The organism is Thermoanaerobaculia bacterium, from assembly GCA_018057705.1.
Taxonomy (GTDB): domain Bacteria; phylum Acidobacteriota; class Thermoanaerobaculia; order Multivoradales; family JAGPDF01; genus JAGPDF01.
On the sequence record JAGPDF010000004.1, the window covers coordinates 65,017 to 87,500 of the forward strand.

A 22,484-nucleotide genomic window follows, 5' to 3' on the forward strand; every position below is an offset into this window, starting at 1 on the left:
TCGAATCTCCTGAGTCTCAGCTGTAGGGGCGAGGCATGCCTCGCCCGCTCAGGTTCGGCGAGTGCTAGATCTCGTCGAGCTCGAGCTGCCGCGCCGTCGGACGGGCGGGCAGGATCTGCGTTCCCTGCTCGTGCCAGGACGCCGCAATCGCCGCGCGACACTCCGGCGGAGCGATCACCAGCACCGAGCCGCCGCCGCCGGCGCCGCAGGCCTTGCCTCCCCAGGCGCCCAACTCCCGCGCCGTCTCGAGGAGCCGTGCGATCGCCGGCGTGGAGATCTCGGTGGAGAGCTGCCGACGCGCGGCCCACTCTTCGCCTACCAGTTCGCCCACCTTCGCCCAGTCCGCGGACAGCAGCGCTGCCGGCAGGCGACTGGCGACGCCGGCGATGTCGCCCAAGAGCCCGACGATGACCGGATCGGCTTCGAGCCGCCGGCGGACCACGAGCCAGTTGGCCCCCGCGGAGAAGTGACTCTGGCCGGTGAATCCGATGAGGAGATGCTCGCCGAGTCCGGCGAGGTCGGCCGCCAGCGAGGTGACCTGCTCCCCGCCCGGCTCGTGACCGATCTCGAGCAGGCCGCCGAGCTGCGCCGGATAGTGATCCTGAAGTCCGGTGGGCAGCCCCATCAGCCGCGCCTCGAGGTCCCTCGCCACCGCGGCACGTTCGGCCGGCGTCCGGGTGAGGGCTCCGTGGAGAGCCACCTCCGCGGCGGCGAGCAAGGCGACAGTCAGAGCGGAGCTCGCCCCCAGTCCCCCGCCGCGCGGCGACGCGCTGGCGATTTCGACTCCGAACGACGGTAGCTTCTCGGCTCGAGCCACCGCACCGACCAGCGCGCCACCCGGCGAAGCCGCGAGCTCAGCGAGCGTCGCCCGCTCGAGAACCTCGCCGTCCTGCCGCACCACGAAGCCGCCGGTCCGCAGCTCGAGCCGGACTTCGACCCCGAGGTCGAGCGCGACGTTCACGGTGCGTGCGCCGGGATGCAGCAGGCCGAGGGGCCAGATGTCGAGGGTCCCGCCAGCGAGATCCGCGCGGCACCAGGTCTTGACCCGTATCAAAGTCCAGAGCCTTCTACTTCCGGGTCGTCGAGTCCGTTGCGCGGGCTGTTCGAGGCTTGTCGCCGTCCCGTGCGTCGCGCGCGCCGGAGCTCTGCCCGGGCGCGCCGGCGCGCGCCGCGGCGAGCAGGAACGCGTCGGCGCCGGCGGCTGGAGGCTCGGCGGTGCCGGCGAGCATCGGGCGCATCACATCGCGGACGACGCGGAAATCGGCCAACTGCAGGGTATCGAGCGCCGGACCAGGGACGCTCTTCAGCGACTGCGGATCGATCCAGGTGCCGTTTCTCTGCACGCGATAGTCGAGGTGCGGGCCGCTCGCCAGACCGGTCGCTCCGACGTAGCCGATCAGCTCGCCCTGCCGCACCCGGGATCCGGCCCGGACTCCGGCGGCGAAGCCGGAGAGGTGAAGGTAGCAGGTGACGAAGCCGTTCGGATGCCGCACCTTGACCGTTTTGCCGCCGCCGCCCTCCCAGCCAGCGTGCAGTACCGTGCCGGCGGCCGTGACGCGAACCGGCGTGCCCACCGGGGCGCCGTAGTCGACGCCGTAGTGCGGCCGGTGGATCTTCAACACCGGGTGGAAGCGCCGGGTCGAGAACTTCGACGTGACGCGCGAATAGGGCAGCGGTGCACGCAGGAACATCTTTTCGCTGGGCCGGCCTTCGGCGTCGTAGAACGCTCCGGCGCTGCCGAACCGGAAGACCTCCAGCTTGCGGTTCGCCTGGGCATAGGAGAGCGCGAGCACGCGCTCGACTCCGAAGTAGCTACCTTCGAGATGAACCTCTTCGAACAGAACATCGAAGCGGTCGCCGGGCTGGAGATCGCGGTTGAAATCGAGATCCCATTGCAGTACGTCCGCCATTGCGTACGCGAGGTCGGAGTGGGCGCCGGCGGCGGCGACCGAGCTCTCGAGCGAGCCCGAGAGCGTCCCATGCACGGCCCGGGTGCGGAGCTCGCGGCGATAGGGGCGCCAGGACGGCAACCACTCTTCGCCTCCGCGCTCGACCGAGAGGTGGCCCCGGCCGGCCACCGCGAGCTCGAAACGAGTCGGTTGGGCGGTTTGGGAGGCATAGGAAGAACCGGAGGTCGTGGCGGCCCGGGGGGCGGAAGAGCCATCGCCGCCACTGAAGCTGGAAACGAAGGCCGCGATGCGCATGCCGGGTCTGAGCTGCTTTGGGTTCACGTAGACACTGGCGGCGTTCGCGGCGCGCTCGGCTTCGTCGCCGGCGAGGCCGAGAGCGCGTAGCGCCCTTCCCAACGTGTCACCGGCGCGCAGCGTGTGGACCCGGTCCGGTTCGACCGTCGCCGCGACTCCCCCCGCGGCGGGCGCAGCCGCCACCGGGGTCACGGGCGGAGAGGACGCCGCATCCTGCGGCGGAGCGGTTCCAGGTGCGGAGGATTCGACCCAGGAGGTCAGGGCGAGCGGCGCGACGACGAGCGCGGCCGATACAGGAAGGGCGCGTTTCAGAAACCGCAGCACCCTTTCCCTGCTCCATGCACTCATCCAGTGAGCCCTCGCCGGCTGCGATTTGTCGATGGGCCGGGAGGTCCCCGGGAGCCGGGATCATAACATCCGGCCGGTCCGGCGCTGTGCAATCGGCTGCAGGGGGAGCTTTGAGGGTTAGCGCAGAAGCCCCAGGATCTGCTCTTCGGCCTCTGCGGCGAGGCGGCCCTGGAAGAGGACCTCGCCCTTGCGAACGACGACGAGTCCGGGCAACGCCGTGACCGCGTGACCTTTGGAGAACTCACCGTCGCGGTCGAGGTAGATCGGGGCGTGGAGCGGATGTTCACGCACGAATTCGCCGATCGCCGCCGCCTCCTCCTGGAAGTTCACGGTGACGACCCGCCCCTGGCCGGAGAGCTTCTGCACCAGGTCGTTCACTCGCGGCGAGATGTCGCGGCAGCGCGGCGACCAGGAGGCCCAGACTACGATGATGTGCGTGCCCTGCGCGAGGTCGGCGGACGACAACTGTCCGCCTCCCAGTCCCGGCAGGCTCGCCCCCTGCGCCCCGGCCGGAGTGGCGGCGAGGGCCGAGTAGACCAGCAGCAGCAGACCGAAAAGAGCGAGCCCGGCCGCGCCAGACCATCGTTTCGGGGCGGACAGGCCCCGTGGGATTCGACCGGATCGCATTCGGATCACTCCAGTCCGAGCAGCGCCCGGATCCTCTGCTGCAGTTCGGTCGGGGCGGGCCGCCGGGCGCATCGGGTGCGCACCATCACGACGACCTGCTCGATACGCATGGCGTGCTCGCGGCAGTTCGGACAATCTTCGAGATGCCGCTCCATGGGTTCGCGCGGCAGCTGTTCGCGGTCGCGATCCACCCAAAGAAAGACCGCCCTCTGGACTCGCTTACACCCCATCTGCTGGTCCCTCTGGACGCCGACCCGTGTCCCGGCAGTCCGTCCGCACCCTGGTCAAAACGCTTTGCCTAACGTCGAAATTCCACGCCGGGATCCGAGCGGTCGCGGTCATCGAAGCCGTCGCGGCCATCGCAGACAGAGCAGCCATCGCGTTCGCCGGGGTCGCTGAAGCCACGGATTCAGTGTCCGGACGCCGCAGCGTCCGGCGCCGCATCGGTGCCGCGCCGGCGCGCCGGTTCCGAACCGGCGCGCAGATAGCCGTGCTCGCGGGCGTAGCGCAGCATCGCCTCTTCGAGCAGCTTCCTGCCACGGTAAAGCCGGCTCATGACCGTGCCGACCGGAATCTCGAGGATCTCGGCGATCTCGCGATAGGAGAAGCCTTCGATGTCCGCCAGGAGCACCGCCATGCGGTAGTCCTGGGGCAGGAGGTCCAGCGCCCGCTGGACGTCCTCGTCGAAGACGTTTGCGAGCGCCTCTTCTTCCGGATTCTTCATCTGTCCAGCAGCTTCCGGCGCGAGTTGGCTCTCGAACGCATCCTCGATCTCGGCGAAATCGCTCTTCCTGGGCGCCGCCTGCTTGCGCCGGTACTCGTTGATGAAGGTGTTCTTGAGGATCTTGAAGAGCCAGGCCTTGAGGTTCGTTCCGGGCGTGAACTGCGCGTAGCTGCGATAGCCCTTGAGGAAGGTCTCCTGCACCAGGTCCTCGGCATCCTCGGCGTTGCGCGACAGGCGGTAGGCGGTGTTGTAGAGCGAGTCGAGGAACGGCATCGCCGCCGCTTCGAAAGCAGCACGATCGTCGGCCAGCTGGGTTGCGCTCGTCGTTGGCATTTCCGCCTGCATCTCTAACTGCCGATTATCCACCATCTTCCCGCGGAGGATCGAACGCACGAACGGTGCCAGCCGGCTCGCGGCCCCCCGCCCGTGGCCGGAAGGTGAGAGAATGCCCGCCGACCGATCCATGCGCCCTCCCGACTTCGCACCTGTTCCGGCCCCAATTCCGGCGCCTATTCCGGAAGACCGCCTGCACGCTCTCGTCGAGGCGATGCGCGGCCAGCCGGTTCTGATGCTCGTGGACCTGGTCGTCGACCGCTTCCTCTCCGGTACGCCCAAGCGGATCTCGCGCGAGGCGCCGGTGCTCATCCTGCGCTACGCCGGCGAGAGCCTGGCCCCGGGCGGCGGCGCCAATGCCGTCGCGAACGTCATGGCGCTCGGCGGCCTTCCTCGCCCTTTCGGACTCGTCGGCGAGGACGCGAGCGGTCGCGAGCTCCTCGCCGCGTTCGCCGAGCGGGGAATACCGACCGGCGCGATCCTCGTGCGGCCGGGTTACGGAACCCCCACCAAGACGCGCATCCTCGCCGGCTTTCCGACCGGCATCAAGCAGCAGGTCGTGCGGCTGGATCGCGAGCAGGAGGTCGTGCTCCGCGGCGAAGAGGTCGAGGCGCTGCGGCGCGCCATCGCAGAGGCCGGCGGCGCGCGGGCGGCCATTCTCTCCGACTACGGTTACGGCTCCGTCGTGCCGGCTCTGCTGCCCGAGATTCGCAAGGCCGTCGGGCAGGACGGTGCGATTCTCGTCGACAGCCGCTTCCGGCTCGGGGACTTCGCCGGGCTCGACGGCGCGACGCCCAATGAAGAGGAAGCCGAAACCCTGCTCGGGCGCCCGTTGGACGATCTCCAGGGCAGCGACGTCGGCGCCGGGCGCGAGCTGCGCGAGCGCCTGCGCGCGCGTTTCCTGCTCGTCACCCGCGGCAGCCGCGGCATGTCGCTCTTCACGCCCGACGGCGCCGCCCACGTTCCGGTCCACGGCACCGACCAGGTGGCCGATGTCACCGGCGCCGGCGATACGGTCATCGCGACGTTCGCCCTGGCGCTCGCCGCCGGCGGCTCGCCGCGGGAGGCGATGCTCCTCGCCAATTACGCAGGCGGCGTCGTGGTGATGAAGATGGGCACCTCGACGGTCTCCCGCGAGGAGCTCCACGCCGCGATCACCACCGATCCCCGGCCACGACTGGAGATGACATGGGTCGAGTTCTGACCGTCGCCGAGCTCGCCATCGAGACCCGGCGCCTGCAGACGGAAGGCCGCACCCTCGCCTTCGCGAACGGCCACTTCGACCTCCTGCACGTCGGCCATCTGCGCTACCTGCAGGCGGCCCGCGCCGAGGCCGATCTGCTCATCGTGGCCGTCAACGACGACGCCTCGGTGCGCAGCCTCAAGGGCCCGGGCCGCCCGGTCGTTCCGGCGGTCGAGCGCGCCGAATTGCTCGCGGCGCTCTCTCCGGTCGACTTCGTCGTCGTCTTCGAGGGCGACAGCCCGGCGCCACTTCTGGCCGCGATTCGCCCCGACGTTCACTGCAAGGGGACCGACTACGGCTCCCCGGATCGGGTGCCCGAGTTCGCGGTCGTCGCCGCATACGGCGGCCGCACGGCGCTGGTCGGAGATCCGAAGGACCACGCCACCAGCGACCTCATCGAAAAGGTGCGCGGCCTCCCCGGCCGCGCCGGGTCGCCGGCTCTCGATTGACCCATTTTTCTCACCGCTGCTACACTGGACTCGAGTCCCGTCGGCCACCGCTCTGCTCGCACGGCGCCGCACGGGGGAGTTTCGTCATGAACCAGGAAAGGCCCTTCGAGAGATGAGTAATCGTCTGGGAGACGCTCTTCTCAAGTCCGGCAAGGTCAGCCCGGAGCAGCTGAAGGAGGGGCTTGCCCTGCAGAAGGAGAAGGGTGGCCGCATCGGCTCCGCGCTGGTGAAGATCGGCGCCATGACGGAGAAGGACCTCGTCGAGTTCCTTTCGAAGCATTTCGGGGTCCCGGCAATCGACCTGCAGCGCGTCGAGATCGACGAATCGGTCATCAAAGTGATTCCGGCCGACGTCGCGCGCAAGTACACCATCCTGCCGATCGCCAAGGTCGGCGCCAAAGTCACTCTGGCGATGATCGACCCGACCAACGTCTTCGCCATGGACGACATCAAGTTCATGACGGGGTACAACGTCGACCCCGTGGTCGCGTCGGAATCCGCGCTGCGCATCTCGATCGACAAGTACTACGGCTCGACGCATGCCATCGAGCTCAAGAAGGTGATGGAGGATCTCACCGACACCTCGGCGGATTCCTCGCTCGAAGTGCTCGACGAGGACCAGGATCTCGACCTCGAGATGCTGGAGAAGGAGTCCGAGGAAGCCCCGGTCGTCCGCCTCGTCAACATCATCCTCACCGACGCGATCAAGAAGGGTGCCTCGGACATTCACATCGAGCCGTACGAGAAGGACTACCGGGTCCGCTACCGGATCGACGGCATCCTCTACGAGATGATGCACCCGCCGTTGCGGCTGCGCGAGGCGATCACCAGCCGCATCAAGATCCTGGCCAAGCTCGACATCGCCGAGAAGCGCCTCCCCCAGGACGGCCGGATCAAGATCAAGACCAAGATCCAGGACCGCGTCAAGGATCTCGACTTCCGCGTCTCGGTGCTGCCGACGATCTATGGCGAGAAGATCGTCATGCGACTCCTCGACAAAGACAACCTGATGCTCGACATGACCAGGTTGGGCTTCGAGACCGAGTCGCTGCGCAAGTTCGAGCAGGCGATCCTCAAGCCCTACGGGATGGTGCTCGTCACCGGACCGACCGGCTCCGGCAAGACGAATACCCTCTACTCGGCTCTGCAGCGGATCAACACCGCCGAGGTGAACATCATCACCGCCGAGGATCCGGTCGAGTTCAACCTCCCGGGCATCAACCAGGTGCAGATGAAGGAGCAGATCGGGCTCAACTTCGCGGCCGCCCTGCGCTCGTTCCTGCGCCAGGATCCGAACATCATTCTGGTGGGCGAGATCCGCGACTTCGAGACCGCCGAAGTGGCCATCAAGGCCGCGATGACCGGCCACCTCGTGCTCTCGACCCTCCACACGAACGACGCGCCTTCGTCGATCAACCGCTTGATGAACATGGGCATCGAGCCGTTCCTCGTCGCCACTTCGGTGCACATGATCGTCGCGCAGCGGCTCGTTCGCCGCGTCTGCAGCTCGTGCAAGGAGGCGACGGAGGCTCCGCTCGGCGCCCTCATGAACGCCGGCTTCTCCGAGAAGGACGCCAAGACCGTCCGCCTCTTCAAGGGGCGGGGCTGCGATCGCTGCTCGAACACCGGTTACAAGGGCCGCGTCGGCCTCTACGAGGTCATGGAGATCGGCGACGAGATCCGCGAGCTGATCCTTTCGGGGGCGAGCTCGGTCGAGCTGCGCAACAAGGCGATCGAAACCGGCATGCTCTCGCTGCGCGGCTCGGGCCTTCAGAAGATCCGGGAAGGCGTGACGACCGTCGAGGAAGTCGTCCGCGAGACCGTTCAGTAGACGCTCCGCCCTCGACGAGCCCGCCGTGCGCAAGTATCTGGTCTTCCTCGTCCTCGGTGTGGCCTGGCTGATCTCCAAAGCCTTCTGGACACGAGAGATGAAGTGGGTCGGCGGTACCCCGAAGGGGGATCCCTGGCGCGGCATCCGGGTGCTCTGCTTCCTCAATCACACCAGCCTCTTCGAGTGGCTCTTCATCGCCATGGCGCCGCCGCGGTTCCTCTGGCGGGTCGCCAACCACGGCGTCGTGCCGGCGGCGGAGAAGACCACCAGCCGACCCATCGTGGGCCAGTTCTTCAAGCTCGTCGGCGCCCATGTCGTGTCGATCTCGCGCGAGCGCGATCACACCTGGCGCGAGGTGCTTTCGCGTATCGACCCGGACTCGATGGTCGTCATCCTGCCGGAGGGCAGGATGAAACGCCCCGGTGGTCTCGATTCGAAAGGTCAGCCGATGTCCGTGCGCGGAGGGATCGCCGATATTCTCGAGGTCATCCAGGAAGGCCCCATGCTGATCGCCTACAGCGGCGGCCTGCACCACGTTCAGGCTCCCGGCGAGCGCCTGCCGCGGATGTTCCGCAAGATCCGCATGAACTTCGAGCTGGTCGACATCGCAGCGTATCGCGCAGAGCGGATGCGCGACGCCGATGGTCCGATCGGCTTCAAACGCGCGGTGGTCGATGACCTCGAACGGCGGCGCGACCGCAACTGCCCGACCTGAGCCAGCCCGCCGGGTCCGGCGCCGCGCCGGCGCTGCGGGGCGATCGGATCGCCGTCAGGCGCGGGAGTTCCACAGCCGGTCCGGGTCTCCACTGAGGAGGTTCGCGGCGCGCGCGAGCACGAAGAGCACGTCGGAGAGCCGGTTGAGGTAGGGCAACGTCCACCGGCCGACCGGCTCCTCCCGCGCCAGGGTGACCAGCAATCTCTCTGCCCGCCGACAGACGGTGCGCGCTACGTGCAGATGAGCTGCGGCGGCGCACCCCCCGGGAAGAATGAAGTTCTCGAGCGGCGCGAGCTGCTCGTTCCAGGCGTCGATCTGCGCTTCGAGCCAGTCGACGTGGCGCTCCTCGATTCGCGGCAGCGGGCGCACCGCCTTGTCGGCCTCGGTGACGCAGAGGTCGGCCCCGAGGTGAAACAGGTCGTTCTGGATCCGTGAAACCGGCGCCGCGAGGCTCTCTGGCAGGCGCCCCGAGAGCGCCACCCCGAGCTGCGAGTTGAGCTCGTCGACGGTGCCATAGCAGTCGACCCGCAGGTTGTCCTTGGAGATCCGCGTCCCGGAACCGAGCGCCGTGCTGCCGTCGTCGCCGGTGCGGGTGTAGATTCGAGTCAGTCTCGGCATGGGGTCATTCTAGAACGCGCCGCTCGGCCCGGGGCTGGCGAGTCCGGTGCGAAAGTCGGGCTAGGATAGCCAGTCATGATCACGGACCAGGAGATCTACCGCCGCCGCTTCCTCCTCCTCCTGGCGGTCGCCGTGTCGGCGCTCTTTCTCTTCATGATCAAGGGCTTCCTGATCGCCCTGGTGCTGGGAGCGATCTTCAGCGGCCTGGCTCATCCGCTCTACTCCTGGCTGCTCGGCAAGATGCCGGGCAAGCGCTCGCTCGCGTCCGCCCTCACGCTGGTCATTCTCCTGCTCGCGGTCGGATTGCCCCTCGCGGCCTTCCTCGGCCTGGTGGCCGCCAACGCCCTCGACATCGGGCAGGTCGCCGTCCCGTGGATCAAGCAGAACGCCGCGCAACCGTCGGTGCTGGAGCAGCGCCTGATGGAGCGCCTGCCGATCCTCTCCTACATCGAACCCTACCGGGAGTCGATCGTCTCGTCGCTCGGCAAGGTCGTGGAGAGGACCGGCGGGTTCCTCTTCAAGAGCCTGTCCTCGCTGACCGGCGGCACTTTCCACGTCATGCTGAACTTCTTCGTCCTGCTCTACGCCATGTTCTTCTTCCTCAAGGGCGGCCGCGGATTGCTGGACGACCTCCTCGCCTACCTCCCGCTTCCCGACGAGGACAAGCGCCGACTCGCCGACCGGTTCGTGGCGGTGTCCCGGGCGACCATCAAGGGCACGCTGGTAGTCGGCTTCGTCCAGGCCGCACTCGGCGGAGCGTCGTTCTGGGTGGTCGGCATCCAGGGGGTCGCTTTCTGGTCGGTGCTGATGTTCATCCTGTCGGTCCTGCCGGGGATCGGCGCCGCGCTGGTCTGGGTGCCGGCGGTGGCCTATCTGCTGATCATCGACCGCACCGGCGCGGCGATCGGGCTGGCGATCTGGAGTGCGGCGGTCGTCGGCACGGTCGACAACCTCCTTCGCCCCGCCCTGGTGGGCAAAGACACGCAGATCCCGGATCTCCTCATCCTGATCGGAACGCTCGGCGGATTGACGCTCTTCGGCGCTGCCGGCCTGATCCTCGGCCCGATCGTGGTGGCGCTCTTCATCACGATCTGGGAGATCTACAGCGGCGTCTTCCGCGACGTTCTGCGCTCGCCGCGCTCGCCGGCGCCTACCGAACCCGGACCTTGAGCGTCCGCCCGATCCAGTTCATGAGCTCGCAGAGCTCGTCGTAGTCGGGGTGGCGCAATCGGAACCAGGCGTTCGCCAGGTAGCCCTTCTCGATCGCCACGGTCTCCCGTCCCGCCGCCGGAACCTCCTTGGCAAAGACCCAGGGCCGGATACGTTTCAGCACCTCATCGAGGTTCTCGTAGCCCGAGATCCGCCCGTCCCGCTCCGGCCGCACCTGCACCGAGCCGGTCGCCATGCGGCGGCTCGGCACGGCGTCGACGCGACCCCAGACGACGGCCTTCGCCCACGCGGCATAGAGGTCCAGGTCGTTGCCGACACAATAGAGGTCCCAGATCCGTTCTCCCGGCGGGCGCGCCCCGATCTCGGAGATCTTGAGCCCCTTGGGACCGAAGAACCACTCCATGTGGGTGGCCGAGGTGCCGATACCCAGCGTCCGGATGACCTTTCGCCCGAGCTCGCGCAGCTCCTCGTAGCTCGCCACGTCGACACGGTTCGTGGCCGCGATCTGCGGCGCGATGGCGCGATTCGACAGCGCCTCGAGAACGCTCGGATAGTAGTGGGAGATGAACTCGAGGCGCGGCTCGCCAGCGATCGAAATCGTGTCGTAGAAACCCTCGTGCCCGGCGACGAACTCCTCCACCGCCGCCGCCTCGCCCTGATGCACGCCGAGAGAGCGCGCGGCGCGCTCGAGCTCCGCCACGCTGTCGACGCGGAAGGTCTTCTGCGATCCCAGCCCCGCGATCGGCTTGAGGATCAGCGGCAGGCCGTGGCGTTCGGCAAACTCGCGCAAGGCCGCGAGGGAAGTGACCGCAGCGGACTCCGCGCAAGGGATCTTCGCCTCGCGCAGCGCCTGCTTCATCGCCGGTTTGTCACGGCACAGACGCGCCGACCGCAGCGAGAGGCCGGGCACACCGAGCTCCTCACGGGCGGCGGCGGCGCTCTCGATCAGCCGCTCCTCGACCGTCTCCAGGCGGTCCACCGAAAAGCGATTGCCGAGCCGGCGCACCGCTTGCGCGACCTCGCGCGGATCGAACGGATTGCGCACCTGTTCCCAGGCGTCGAGATGTCGCTTGAGACCGGCGCGCAGCCGCGACTGCGGAGTCGATCCGATGCCCGAGACCCGGACGCCCTGCTCCTTCGCCGCGCGGACGAAGTCGTGGAACGCCGCGAAGAGGTCGGGGCCCAGCAGGACGATGTGCATAGTGGACGGCGATCCTAGCAAGGCCCCCGAGCCGATGCAGGAATGGAACATGCCGCAGACGTTTGAGGCAGCCGCCTCGTACACTCATCAGGGCCCGGTTGGATCGCATCCCGCGATCGTTCGGGCAGAAGGAGAGCCCATGATCCGGAGTTCCGAGCGCCGCCTTCATGCCGCTGGATCCGCTGCCGCCCTGCTCTGTGTCGCCCTGCTCGTCCTGCTGGTTCTCCCGGCAGCGGCGATGGCGGCCGATCACCAGCGCGAAGCCGAAGCTGTCGTTTCGGCGGCCCGACGCACGCTCGGACGATTCCAGGCCGACCCGGAGATGGGCTGGTTCCGCGACCACGTCGGAGGTTCGCTGGCGATTCTCATCGTCCCGAAGCGGGTTCGCGCGGGTCTCATTTTCGGCGGCTCCGGGGGGGTCGGAGTGCTCCTGGCGAGAGACTCGTCGACCGGCGAATGGGGGCAACCGGTCTTCTACAACCTCGGAGGGGCCTCGGTCGGGCTGCAGGCGGGAGGCGAGCGTTCGGAGGTCGTCTTCCTGATCCAGTCCCAGGACGGCATCGATTCGTTCCTGAGCCCAAAGCTCCAACTCGGCGCCGAAGCCGCCGTTGCCGCGGGCCCGGTCGGCGCCGGCGCCGGCGAGAACGTCTCCGCCGACATCCTCACTTTCGTGCGCTCGAAGGGCCTCTATGCCGGGGCGACGCTGGACGGCACCGTCATCCAACCGGCCACCGAGCGCAATGCGGCCTACTATGGAGCGGAGGTCACGGCGACCGACATCCTGGTCCGCAAGCTCGTGCGAAACCCGCAGGTGGACGGCCTGCGCGAGGATCTGGCGCGCACCGCCCGCCCCGTCCCCTCGACGCCCGGAAGCTGACTCCGGCCTGGGGAGACGGAGCTCAGCCCGGCGGTGGCGCCTCTCCCGTGCTGTCCGGTCCGGATCCGCCCAGGCAGCAAACCACCGCCACCGCCAGCGGCAGCAGCTGCAGCAACAGGCGATCCAGCGCCGAGCCGAGGTGCCATTCCAGGTCGAAGGGACTGAGCACGAAGGCAAAGGCATAGCTCGTGAAAGTCGCCGCAGCGGCCGCGGCCAGAAGGACGGTGCCGGGTGCCGTTCGAAGGCGCAGGCGGTGGCCCCAGAACAGCAGGCCAAGACCGAGCAGCGGCCAGACGAAACCCCAGAGGGGGGCGCCCGTGCGCGGATCGAGATGGCCGAGCGTTGCCGCCGCCACCCGACTCCAGCGCTCGTCGTCGAGCAACTGTGTCCACTTGCCGCCGCCACGCAGAAAGCTCGCTCGTGCCGGCACGCCAGGCGCCCAGGTGAGCTTGAACAGGATGAGCGCCAACACTCCCGGGAGCATCCCCAGCGCCCACGGCAAAGGTCGCCGCAGGAGATCCGGCCACGGCCGGCCGCGCAGCAGGGCGAGGCCGACGAAGGGGCCGGCGAGAGCCGCCGCCAGGATGAGTCCTTCCGCCTTGGTCCACGGCAGAAGGCCGAGGACGAAACCCGAAAGGACGGCTGGCGGGCCGAGTCGCGACCGCAGATCGAGCGCGGCGACCAACGGCAGAGCGGCGGCACAAGCCATGTAGGCCAGGGGCAGATCCGCGACCTGCGCAAACGCCCATTTCCAGGTCGCGGGCGTCGAGAAGACCAGCAGCACCGCGGGTCCAGCAAACCACGTCGCCCCGCAGAGCCGGACCAGCAGGTGCAGTGCCGCGGCCAGGCCGAGCGCGAATGCCAGCCCCATCCCCAACGGAACGGCGCTCGACTCGTTGCCGGCGAGCTCCCATTGCGCTGCAATGGACGCTCCCAGGAGGAGCGGATACTCCGGATGCCCTTCGCTCAGGGCAGCGAAGACCGCGGGCAGCCGGTCGGCCTCCGTGCGGGCGAGAAAGCGTGCGCTCGAGTTCCAGATCGCCACCGCGTCCCACATCCCTTCCGGCTGCGCCCGCTGCCAGGTGCGAAAGGTCTGCAGCAGGAGCAAGGCAGTCGTCGCGAGCAGGAGCGCGCTCGCGACGCGCAGCGCGAACGCCAGGCGCGGGGCCCTGACACCGTTCGGCGACAGCGCCGCCGTCCCGGCGCCGGCAGGGTTCCCGGGTGAAGTGGCTGGCGGCTCGCCCAGCGGTGCGCCACGCCTCCCGCATCGAACCGCCAGCTCCAGGGCTGCGAGCGCTCCACACACGCCGAGGCTCCAGGGCAGCGCTCCATCGAGGCCGCACCAGCGGGCCGCGAACAGCGCGCACGAGGGCAGGCCAAAGGCCACTGCCGGCGCCCAGGCGAGAGCCCAGCGCAGCCGGTCGCTGCGACTCCAACCGGGCGCGCCCAGCCAGCGGTAGAGCAGCGCTGCGGCAACGCAGCACAGGACGAGTGGAAGCGCCATGATCACGGGTCACTCTCTCCCGAGACGAACCAGCGTCAGGACCTCATCGAGCGGCTCGGCCTCATAGGTCAGGCCCTGCCGACGCGCCCGGCCTTCGAGCGCCACCAGAGCGGCAGCGTGCTGCGCGCGATCGTCGAAGGCCACGAGAACGAGACCCGGCTCGCCTTTCCCGTGGCTCCCGAACGCCTCGTCGACGCCCGTCGCCCACGACAGCACGGTCGGCGCGAGGCTGTACTGCGCGGCGAAGAAGCGTTCTGCGGCGGGAAGACCGCGGGCCCGGTCGAGCATCAGAGTTGCGCTCGGCGCGGTGGCGAGGCGCGGACGCAACCGATCGAAACGCGCCAGGTCGTCACCGAAGAACGGCGGCAGGACGCCGATGGCGCGAGCGATCCGTTCGCCATGTACGACGCCGAGCGCCCAGACGGGCAGCAGCAACGCCAGAAAGACCATCGCCCGGACCGACAACGGGCAGGCTCGAGCTCGCTCGGAAATCGGCGCCCTCCTTTTGGGTTGCCTGCACGGCAAAACGGGCTGCAGCGGGAAACGCCTGCCAGCTCCCGCGCCACAGCCCGGACCTCGACTACGCAGCGGCGAAAGCCGCCGCCATCCTGCGACCCGGGAAGAGCCCGGGCGAGGCTACAACGTCAGGCGGCGCGGCCAAGGCGCTCTTCGTCGCCTCCATCGTCGCCGCCGTCATCTTCGGCCTCTTCCTCTTCCTCTTCTTCCTCGACGTCGTCTTCAGCTTCGTCGTCGCCTTCGGCATCGTCGCCTTCGTCGTCGCCTTCGGCATCGTCGCCTTCGTCGTCGCCTTCGGCATCGTCGTCTTCGGCGTCGCCTTCGGCATCGTCACCTTCGTCGTCGCCTTCGGCATCGTCGGCTTCGGCATCGTCGTCGCCGGCGTCGGCTTCGGCATCGGCCGCGTCGGCTTCGGCGTCCGCGGCGTCGGCTTCGGCGTCGGCAGCATCCGCCTCGGCGTCAGCGAGATCGGCTTCGGCCTCGGCAGCGTCGGCCTCGGCCTCGGCGACTTCCACGTCAGCATCGTCGTCGTCGAACTCTTCCGCGTCCTCCTCGTCGAGAAGGTCGTCGCCGGCGTCGACCTCGAGACCCTCGTCCTCCCAGACCTCGGCCGCGACGTCGAGATTGACATCCTCTTCTTCGTAGAGGGTGTCTTCCATCTCGGCCGAACCGAACTCGGTGGAGTAGTCCTCCCAACCGAGCTCGTCGTACTCGAAGCTCGCGTCGAAGTAGGCGTCAGTCGCCACCAGATCGGCGTCATAGACGTCCGTAATCTCGTAGTCGACGTCGAGCTCCATCGGGACATCCCAATACTCCCAGGTCTCGACCGAGTAGGTTCCGACGGTGTCCCAGTAGAGCGTGTCGTAGGTCGTGAAGGAGCCGGAGACCCAGACGTCCATCGCGACCCAGTCAGCGCGGTAGGAAGGGCCGACGTAGTAGGAGTAGCAGTCCCACTCGCCCTCGAGGTAGTCGAGGAGCAGCAGGGCGGTCATGAAGGCGTCGACCGTGAGCTGGGCGACGGCGATCGCGTTCGACTGTTTGACCAGCCGGGCAAGCTGCGCCTCGGTGCCCTTGTCGCCCTTCTGCTTCGCCTTGGCCTGCATCGGCGCGAGCTTCTTCGAGAACTCGGCCTGGCTGGCCTTGATCTTCTCGAAGTTCGCCTTCTCTTTCGCGGAGAGGTCGGCGCCCTGCTTCGCCCGCAGTCCTTCGCCGCCGTAGCGGCTGCGCAGCGCCGTGAAGGAGTTGTCGAGCTTGCCCAGGTAGCCGTCGACCTTGGCGTTCTGGACCCCGACGCGCGGCCAGGCGGTCTTGACCTTGGCGAGCGCCTTGCTGCCCTTGGAAAGCGATTCGAAGAGCTTCTTGTCCTTCGCCTTGAGCTTCTTCTCGCTCTCGCCGAGGGCGGCCTGGAACTCCTTCAGCCCAGCGAAGAACGGCGCCTGCTTCTTGCTCTTCGGATCGAGCTTGCCGCCCGAAGCCTTCGTTTCCTTGAGGATTCCGGCTACGGCCTTCTTCGACTCGGCGAGCAGTTGCGTGCCGGTGACCTGCTTGCCGGCCGCAGGCTTCGCAGCGGCAGGCTTCGCTGCAGCGGGCTTCGCAGCCGGAGTCGCCGCGGCAGCGGCGCCCGAGAAGAGCGGCCCGTAGGCGAGAAAATTGACCAGCACGAAACAGCTCACCGCTTTCTTCAGATATTGCATCCCCAGCCCCCCAATCGATCCTGTGGCCAAACATAGGCGCGACCCACGCCGCGCCGTCGAATCTCCCAGATACTGGAACGAGCGCCGATCCGCCGCGGCCGATCCTCCGCCCAACGCCCCCAACTTCACGCCGGAGGCGCGCATCGATCGCGGTGACTCTCTCTCGGCTGTCCGTCCGGCGGCGGAGCATACACCGCCACCTTGCGGCGCGGCATGCCCCTTCGGGCCGCGAGCACGAGGGCGCCTTCGGCTCCCGGAGCCCCGCCGTTTCCCGCCGGGCGGAAGCGGCCGACGGTCCATTTCCAAGCTACAATCCGGTCGCTCCTGAAAGCCTGCGCCGGGCGCAACCCGGACTCCGCAAGGCCCTTTCGGGTTCCTGGCGCTGGCCCATGACGAAGCTCGATTGCCGCCGGTGCGGCAGCCCGATTCCGCTCCCGGCCGCGGCCACCCTCCAGCCGTCTGCGGTCGTCGTCTGCGCCCAGTGCGGCGCGCGCTACGCCCGGCGCTCCGGCTCATCGAGCGCCTCGACTCTGGCCCCCGGCACCGCCATCCCGACCCCGGAGCCCGTCTCCGGGTCTCCCCCAGCGTCCCCGCGGTCGGCTCCTCCGCTCTCCGCCTCTTCGACTCCGACGGCCTCCGGGCACTCGATGCCGCAAGGATCCACGCTGCGTCTGGGACAGTCGCCGACGACCCTCTTCCAGGCCGGCGAGCGGATCTCGGAGCGCTACAGCATCCGTCGCTTCATCGCACGGGGCGGCATGGGCGAGGTCTACGAGGCCGAAGATCTCGAGCTCCGGCAGGTGGTGGCCCTGAAGACCGTGCACCCGCGCGACGCCGCACACGAGATCGCGATCGAGCGCTTCAAGCGCGAGATTCACCTGGCGCGCAAGGTCACCCACGCCAACGTCTGCCGGATCTACGACGTCGGCTACCACGCGCGAGCGGACGGGACCTCGGTGATCTATCTCACGATGGAGTTTCTCGAAGGCGAGACGCTCGCGAGCCGACTCCGGCGCGAGGGCCCCCTGTCGCCGGCCGAGAGCCTGCCGATTGCCCGGCAGATGATCGCAGCTCTATCTGCCGCCCATGCTGCCGGCGTCATTCATCGCGACTTCAAGAGCGAGAACGTCTATCTGGTGCCCGGACCGGACGGCAGCCGCGTCGTGGTCACCGACTTCGGGGTCGCCCGCGGCGTCGAGCACGACCAGTTCTCCGCGCAGGTGACGATCGCGGACGCCGCGGTCGGCACCCCGGCCTACATGGCGCCGGAGCAGATCGAGGGCGGGTCGGCGACGGCGGCGATCGACCAGTACGCCCTTGGGGTCGTTCTCTTCGAGATGGTGACCGGAAACCTGCCGTTCGCGGGCGAGACACCGCTCGCGACCGCCGTCAAGCGCCTGACGCAGGCTCCGCCCTCGCCGGAGGAGCTCACTCCGGGCCTGGATCCGGCCTGGGTGGCCGTCATTCGCCGCTGCCTGGCGCGCTATCCGGGCGAGCGTTTCCCATCCGTCCTCGACGCCCTCCGGGCGCTCGCCGGCGAGGCCGGCGCGCCCGCGGCGGGCTCGTCCTCTCCTGACTCCGCGGTTTTCGCTCCACCCACGGGCGAAGTCGTCGCGGCCGGTTCCTTGACCGCTGGAGCCGCGGAGCCGGCGGCGCCGGCGCTCGATCGGAAACCTCCGGATCCGAAACGCCGGAAGCAGCTCTGGCTGCTCGCCGCCGTTTCGCTCGTCCTCGCCCTGGCGCTCGTCCAGGCCGTCGTGCGCGTCCGGCGGTCGCTCGAGTCGCCGCTCGGCGAGACCGGGGAGGTCCGGCGCGCGGTCGCAGTCGTGCCGTTCCGCAACCTCGCCCAGCGCGCCGAGTTCGAGTGGCTGTCGGTGGCGCTCGCCGAGATGGTGGCCTCCGAGTTGCGTGCCGGCCGGGGTCTGCGCACCATCTCCGCTGAGGACGTGGCGCGGGCCGGAGTCGATCTCGGCCTGGCGGCGACCGACCAACCCTCGGGCGACGTCATCGCCAATCTGCGCTCTCGCCTGGGAACCGACTTTCTCGTCCTCGGCTCGTACACCGTGCTCGGAGGCGGCGAGTCGGCCACGGTCCGCCTGGCAGTCCGCATCGAGGACGCCGCGAAGGCCGAGACCCTCGGAGAGTCGGTCGCGACCGGCGGCGAACAGGAGCTCTTTCAGTTGGTCTCCAAGGTCGGAACCGACCTTCGGCAGCTCCTGGGCAGCGCCGCGCGCGATTCGCAAGCGGCCGCGATCGCCTCGGCGCCGACGAATCCGCGCGCCGCACGCCTCTATTCCGAAGGGCTGTTGAAGCTGCGCAGCTTCGAGCCAAGCGCCGCGCGCGAGCTTCTCGAGCAGGCAGCGGCCGCGGAGCCCGGACATCCGATGATCCATGCGGCCCTTGCCCAGACCTGGGCCGCCCTCGGCTTCGAGCAGCGCGCCGAGCAGGAGGCGACCCGGGCCCTCGAGCAGGGGGCGGGGCTGCCGCCCGAGGAGCGGCTCGGAGTCGAGGGGCTGGCGGCGGAGCTGCATCGCGATTGGCCGCGTGCGCAGGAGATCTACGCCCGCCTCTGGACAGCGTTTCCGGACGATCTCGAGTACGGCCTGAGACTCACCCGCTCCCAGATCGACGGTGGACGTCCGGATGCGGCTCTGCTCACCATCGCGGCGCTGCGCGCGCTTCCCGATCCGGACCGCGGCAATCCCCGGATCGACCTCGCCGAGTCGGCCGCCGCTCTCGCGATCTCCGACTTCGCCCTCCAGCGCGACGCCGCAGCGCGCGCCGCCTCCCGGGCCGAAGCGCTGAATGCGCCGCTCCTGGTGGCGGAGGCTCGCCTGCGCGAAGCTGAAGCGCTCCGCCGGCTCGGCGATTCGGCCGGCGCGACGGCGGCGAGCGAGTCGTCCCGCCGGCTCTTCGTCGCCGCCGGCGACCGGGCAGGCGAGGCCGCGGCGTTGACGGTTGCGGCAGCGGCCCTCTTCGAGCGTGGTGATCTCGAGGCGGCCCGCGCCGCGAACGGCGAGGCACTCGACCGTTTTCGCGAGGTCGGCGATCGCCGGGGCGTCGCCCGAAGCCTCAACAGTCTCGCGGTGCTTTCCCGCAACCTCGGCGAGCTCGGCCGAGCGCGGGCACTTTACGAAGAGGCCCTGCAGGTTCTCGCGGAGGTCGGCGATCGGCGCGGGACGGCTTACACGCGCAATAACCTCGCCGCAGCGAGCGTCGAAGAGGGGCGGCTCCAGGCGGCCCGGAGAGAGGTCACGGATGCGCTGACGGTCTTCCGCCAACTGAACGACCCGAGCGGGATCGCCGACGCGCTGCTCAATCTTGGGACGATCGAGCACCAGCAGGGCGAGCTCGTAGCCGCCCAACAGCACCTCGAAGAGGCGCTGGCGAAGAAGAGGGATCTGGGTCAGAAGATGGGCGAAGCGGCCGCGATGGTGGCGTTGGGAAGCCTCGCCATCGACCGCGGCGACCTCGCCTCGGCCGGGAACAGCCTCGAGGCTGCGACGGCGCTGGCGCGCGAGACCGCGAGCCGTGCGGTGCTCTCCAATGCCCTCGCAGCGCAAGTCGAGATGGCTCTCGAGAGCGACGACTTCACCCACGCCCGGATGTGGGCGGAGGAATCGATCGCCCTGCGGCGCGAGCTCGGTCGGCGCGGCAAGGTCGACGAGAGCCGGCTGCTCCTGGCGAGGATCGGGCTCGAAAGTGGCGAGATCCGCGCCGTTCTTCCCGATCTCGAGGCCCTGGCGGCGGAGGAATCGCCCGGACGCGCGCCCGACCTCGCAGCGGCGATCGAGCTCGCCCGGGCTCGCGCCTTGGCGGGGCTCGGACGGATCGGCGAGGCGCGCGCGGCGCTCGCGCGCGGAGCGGCCCTGTCTTTTGCGAGCGAGGGCCTGGAGATCCAGCTGCTCGCGGCGGCCGCGGCGCTGGCGACGGAGATCGCAGGCGCCAGGCCGCTCGAAGGACTCGCGCTCGAACCCGGTCAGGCGATCACGGTTGCCACCACGAAGGGTTTCGCCATCCAGGCGCTCGAGCTCGAGATGCTTGTCCTGCGTGACCGCAGCCGTGACGGTGGCGGCGGGGAGGTCGCTGCCGGCCTGCGCCGAATCGCCGCTGCGGCCTCCGAATCCGGGGCATTGCGCATCGCTCGCCTGGCGGAGACCGCGGCAGCCTCCCTCTGACCCGCAAGCCGGGCGCCTACCTCGATAGACGGGGAGACCCCACCCGATGGGCTCGTGCTGCGGGAGACCCGCGGGCGCCTAATGACTTCTGGAGCTTCCACTCTCCCGGTCGGGCCGGGCGGCCCGCCGCCATTACTATCCCTCCAGAGGAGCCCGTACGATGACCACCGTCGCGATGCCTCCCGTGCTCGACAAGAAGGCCGACCTCGCAGGCCCAGGTATCAGTACCTACGAGGATGTCGCCAAGATCCTGCCGGACAACTACGCTCCGCTGCTCGATCGCAAGGAGACCCAGAAGGCGACTGCCGCGGTCAAGCGGTACATCGAGGACGGTCTGTGCCGCGAGCTCAACCTCTTCCGCGTCGAGGTGCCGCTGATCGTCACCGAGGAGAGCGGCGTCAACGACTACCTCGACCGCGACGGCTCCCGCACGCCGGTCTCGTTCCCCTGCGGTCTCGGCATCGAGCCGCGTTTGCGCGCCCAGGTCGTGCAGGCGGCGACCAAGTGGAAGCGGATGGCGCTCAAGCAGTTCGATTGCGCCGTCGGCGAAGGCATCGTCACCGACATGCGAGCGGTCCGCAAGGACTACTTCCTCGACCATGACCACAGCTCCTACGTCGACCAGTGGGACTGGGAAAAAGTGATCACCGCCGCCGACCGCAACCTCGCCACACTCGAGTCGTCGGTCAAAGCGATCTGGAAGGTGATCAAGGGCGCCGAGGATTTCGCCCTCAGGGAGTTTCCCAGGCTCGCTACTTCCAAGTACCCGCGTCTACCCGACGAGCTCGTCTTCCTGCACGCCGAAGAGATTCTCGAGATGTACCCGGATCTGCCGCGCAAGCAGCGCGAGACGGCGATCCTGCAGAAGTACCCGGCGGTCTTCATCATCGGCATCGGCTGGGTGCTCGAAGACGGCTACCCGCACGAGATGCGCGCCGCCGACTACGACGACTGGGTCACTCCGACGGTCTCGAAGTCCGGCAAGCCGATGCACGGCCTGAACGGCGACATTCTGGTCTGGAACCCGGTGACCCGGCGCCGCCACGAGCTCTCTTCGATGGGCATCCGCGTCACCAAGGAGACGCTTCGGCAGCAACTCGAGATCTCCGGCCAGACGGAGTTCCTGAAGCTGCCGTATCACCAGGCGATTCTCAACGACCGGATCCCGCTTTCGATCGGCGGCGGCATCGGCCAATCGCGCACCGTCATGTATCTGCTGCGTACCGCTCATCTGGGCGAAGTGAGCTCGACCGTCTGGCCGAAGCGGCTCAAGGAGATCTGCGCAGCGAAGAACATCCACGTCATCGAGTAGCCAGCTCTAAAGGCAGAGCTCCCGGTGCCCGGGCGGCCACGATCCGCCCGGGCCTTTTCTTTTTCCAAGGGGGGCGCCACCGTCGCGCGGCGACGAGCCGTGTTCCCCGCGCTCAGGCCTCGAGGAGCCGGCGCAGGGCTGCGGCCAGCACTGCCGGCGCGAACGGCTTCTGCAGGTACAGACAGCGAGGCCCCAGGAGCGCAGCGATCTGGTCTTCGTTGCGGGCGTACCCGGACACGAAGAGTACCGGCAGGTCGGGCCTCAGCAGGCGGATCTCCCGGGCGAGCTCCGCTCCACCCAGGCGGGGCATCACGACATCCGTGAGGAGAAGCTGGAAGCCTTCGAGGCCTTCGCGCTCGACGATCGCGCGCGCTTCGATGCCATCGCTCGCCGCCATCACGTGGTAGCCGAGGTCGGCCAACAGCGAGAAGGCAAAGTCCCGGACGGCAGGATCGTCTTCGACGAGCAGGATCCGTTCCCGCCCCCCAGGCAGCGCGAGAGCTCCGGGTCTCACCTTCAGCGTCTCGCCCTTCTCGGCGGACAGAGGCAAGAGAATGCGAAAGGCGGATCCCTTCCCCAGCTCGCTCTCGACGAGGATCGTGCCACTCGACTGCTGAACGATGCCGTAGGCCATGGCGAGCCCCAGGCCGGTTCCCTGACCGACCGGCTTGGTGGTGAAGAAAGGTTCGAAGAGTCGGCGGAGCGTTTCAGCGTCCATTCCCGATCCGCTATCGGCCACCGACAGTTCGACATAGTCGCCGGTGCGCAGAGCTGCGACGGCATGGCGTCCCGAGGCGTCGACGCGGCGGCGAGCGGTGGCGATGCGCACCAGCCCGCCATCCGGCATGGCATCTCGGGCGTTGACGACCAGGTTGATGACGACCTGCTCGAGCTGGGTGGGCTCGGCCCGCACCATGATCGGCCCGGAAGCCAGCGAGAG

Annotated in this window: 19 protein-coding genes (1 of these 19 running past the window's edge); 8 read left to right on the forward strand and 11 right to left on the reverse strand. The window is 68.7% G+C overall.

All coding sequences use genetic code 11. From position 1 onward, the window contains the following. Positions 1 to 64: 64 nt before the first annotated feature. From KBI44_02210 to KBI44_02230, 5 genes are all read right to left on the reverse strand, one after another. On the reverse strand, positions 65 to 1,054 hold the full coding sequence (locus KBI44_02210) for a hypothetical protein (GenBank protein ID MBP9143274.1): 990 nt from the start codon (positions 1,052 to 1,054) through the stop codon (positions 65 to 67). A gap of 13 nt (positions 1,055 to 1,067) precedes the next feature. Then, complete coding sequence (locus KBI44_02215) at positions 1,068 to 2,528, reverse strand: M23 family metallopeptidase (GenBank protein ID MBP9143275.1); 1,461 nt, start codon at positions 2,526 to 2,528, stop codon at positions 1,068 to 1,070. Positions 2,529 to 2,669: 141 nt separating this feature from the next. Then, entirely contained in the window at positions 2,670 to 3,179 is a 510-nt protein-coding gene (locus tag KBI44_02220) for a TlpA family protein disulfide reductase (protein MBP9143276.1), read from the reverse strand. A 5-nt stretch (positions 3,180 to 3,184) separates the two neighbouring features. Then, positions 3,185 to 3,370 (reverse strand): hypothetical protein, encoded by a 186-nt coding sequence (locus KBI44_02225; GenBank protein MBP9143277.1) that lies wholly within the window; start codon positions 3,368 to 3,370, stop codon positions 3,185 to 3,187. A gap of 218 nt (positions 3,371 to 3,588) precedes the next feature. Then, positions 3,589 to 4,236, reverse strand: a complete 648-nt coding sequence (locus tag KBI44_02230; GenBank protein MBP9143278.1) for a sigma-70 family RNA polymerase sigma factor — start codon at positions 4,234 to 4,236, stop codon at positions 3,589 to 3,591. A gap of 112 nt (positions 4,237 to 4,348) precedes the next feature. Between KBI44_02230 and KBI44_02235 the strand changes: the two genes are divergently transcribed. From KBI44_02235 to KBI44_02250, 4 genes are all read left to right on the forward strand, one after another. Then, positions 4,349 to 5,440 carry a hypothetical protein gene (locus KBI44_02235; protein ID MBP9143279.1) on the forward strand — a complete coding sequence of 364 codons (1,092 nt, stop codon included), beginning with the start codon at positions 4,349 to 4,351 and terminating at the stop codon, positions 5,438 to 5,440. Further along, positions 5,425 to 5,928 carry an adenylyltransferase/cytidyltransferase family protein gene (locus KBI44_02240; GenBank protein MBP9143280.1) on the forward strand — a complete coding sequence of 168 codons (504 nt, stop codon included), beginning with the start codon at positions 5,425 to 5,427 and terminating at the stop codon, positions 5,926 to 5,928. Before KBI44_02235 ends, KBI44_02240 begins: the two co-directional genes overlap by 16 nt. Before the next feature lie 112 nt (positions 5,929 to 6,040). Further along, complete coding sequence (gene pilB / locus KBI44_02245) at positions 6,041 to 7,759, forward strand: type IV-A pilus assembly ATPase PilB (GenBank protein ID MBP9143281.1); 1,719 nt, start codon at positions 6,041 to 6,043, stop codon at positions 7,757 to 7,759. 25 nt (positions 7,760 to 7,784) lie between these two features. Further along, complete coding sequence (locus KBI44_02250) at positions 7,785 to 8,474, forward strand: 1-acyl-sn-glycerol-3-phosphate acyltransferase (protein ID MBP9143282.1); 690 nt, start codon at positions 7,785 to 7,787, stop codon at positions 8,472 to 8,474. A gap of 54 nt (positions 8,475 to 8,528) precedes the next feature. Here the strand turns inward: KBI44_02250 and KBI44_02255 are convergent, their stop codons facing one another. Continuing rightward, positions 8,529 to 9,092, reverse strand: coding sequence for a cob(I)yrinic acid a,c-diamide adenosyltransferase (locus KBI44_02255; protein MBP9143283.1), 564 nt, complete (start codon positions 9,090 to 9,092; stop codon positions 8,529 to 8,531). Between the two features lie 75 nt (positions 9,093 to 9,167). Between KBI44_02255 and KBI44_02260 the strand changes: the two genes are divergently transcribed. After that, entirely contained in the window at positions 9,168 to 10,262 is a 1,095-nt protein-coding gene (locus KBI44_02260) for an AI-2E family transporter (GenBank protein MBP9143284.1), read from the forward strand. Here KBI44_02260 and KBI44_02265 read toward each other — a convergent pair. Continuing rightward, complete coding sequence (locus tag KBI44_02265) at positions 10,243 to 11,463, reverse strand: ATP-grasp domain-containing protein (protein MBP9143285.1); 1,221 nt, start codon at positions 11,461 to 11,463, stop codon at positions 10,243 to 10,245. The genes KBI44_02260 and KBI44_02265 overlap by 20 nt on opposite strands. 139 nt (positions 11,464 to 11,602) lie before the next feature. On the opposite strand from KBI44_02265, the gene KBI44_02270 reads away from it, so the two are divergent. Continuing rightward, positions 11,603 to 12,340, forward strand: coding sequence for a lipid-binding SYLF domain-containing protein (locus KBI44_02270; protein ID MBP9143286.1), 738 nt, complete (start codon positions 11,603 to 11,605; stop codon positions 12,338 to 12,340). A gap of 22 nt (positions 12,341 to 12,362) precedes the next feature. Here the strand turns inward: KBI44_02270 and KBI44_02275 are convergent, their stop codons facing one another. From KBI44_02275 to KBI44_02285, 3 genes are all read right to left on the reverse strand, one after another. After that, the gene (locus tag KBI44_02275; protein ID MBP9143287.1) at positions 12,363 to 13,844 is read right to left on the reverse strand and encodes a hypothetical protein; all 1,482 of its coding nucleotides are present in this window, start codon (positions 13,842 to 13,844) and stop codon (positions 12,363 to 12,365) included. 9 nt (positions 13,845 to 13,853) lie between these two features. Further along, the gene (locus KBI44_02280) at positions 13,854 to 14,309 is read right to left on the reverse strand and encodes a hypothetical protein (protein MBP9143288.1); all 456 of its coding nucleotides are present in this window, start codon (positions 14,307 to 14,309) and stop codon (positions 13,854 to 13,856) included. 179 nt (positions 14,310 to 14,488) lie between these two features. Further along, positions 14,489 to 16,033: a hypothetical protein gene (locus tag KBI44_02285; GenBank protein MBP9143289.1), complete on the reverse strand. Its 1,545-nt coding sequence runs from the start codon at positions 16,031 to 16,033 to the stop codon at positions 14,489 to 14,491. 410 nt (positions 16,034 to 16,443) lie between these two features. On the opposite strand from KBI44_02285, the gene KBI44_02290 reads away from it, so the two are divergent. Together KBI44_02290 and KBI44_02295 are read left to right on the forward strand one after the other, a co-directional pair. Next, positions 16,444 to 20,232 carry a protein kinase gene (locus tag KBI44_02290; GenBank protein ID MBP9143290.1) on the forward strand — a complete coding sequence of 1,263 codons (3,789 nt, stop codon included), beginning with the start codon at positions 16,444 to 16,446 and terminating at the stop codon, positions 20,230 to 20,232. 184 nt (positions 20,233 to 20,416) lie between these two features. After that, the gene (locus tag KBI44_02295) at positions 20,417 to 21,544 is read left to right on the forward strand and encodes an aspartate--ammonia ligase (protein MBP9143291.1); all 1,128 of its coding nucleotides are present in this window, start codon (positions 20,417 to 20,419) and stop codon (positions 21,542 to 21,544) included. A 112-nt stretch (positions 21,545 to 21,656) separates the two neighbouring features. On the opposite strand, the gene KBI44_02300 is transcribed toward KBI44_02295, so the two are convergent. Next, positions 21,657 to 22,484 carry the 3' portion of a PAS domain-containing protein gene (locus KBI44_02300; GenBank protein ID MBP9143292.1) on the reverse strand. 1,002 nt of this gene lie beyond the right edge of the window, so only the last 828 of its 1,830 coding nucleotides appear in the window; its start codon lies off the right edge, out of view; it ends in the stop codon at positions 21,657 to 21,659.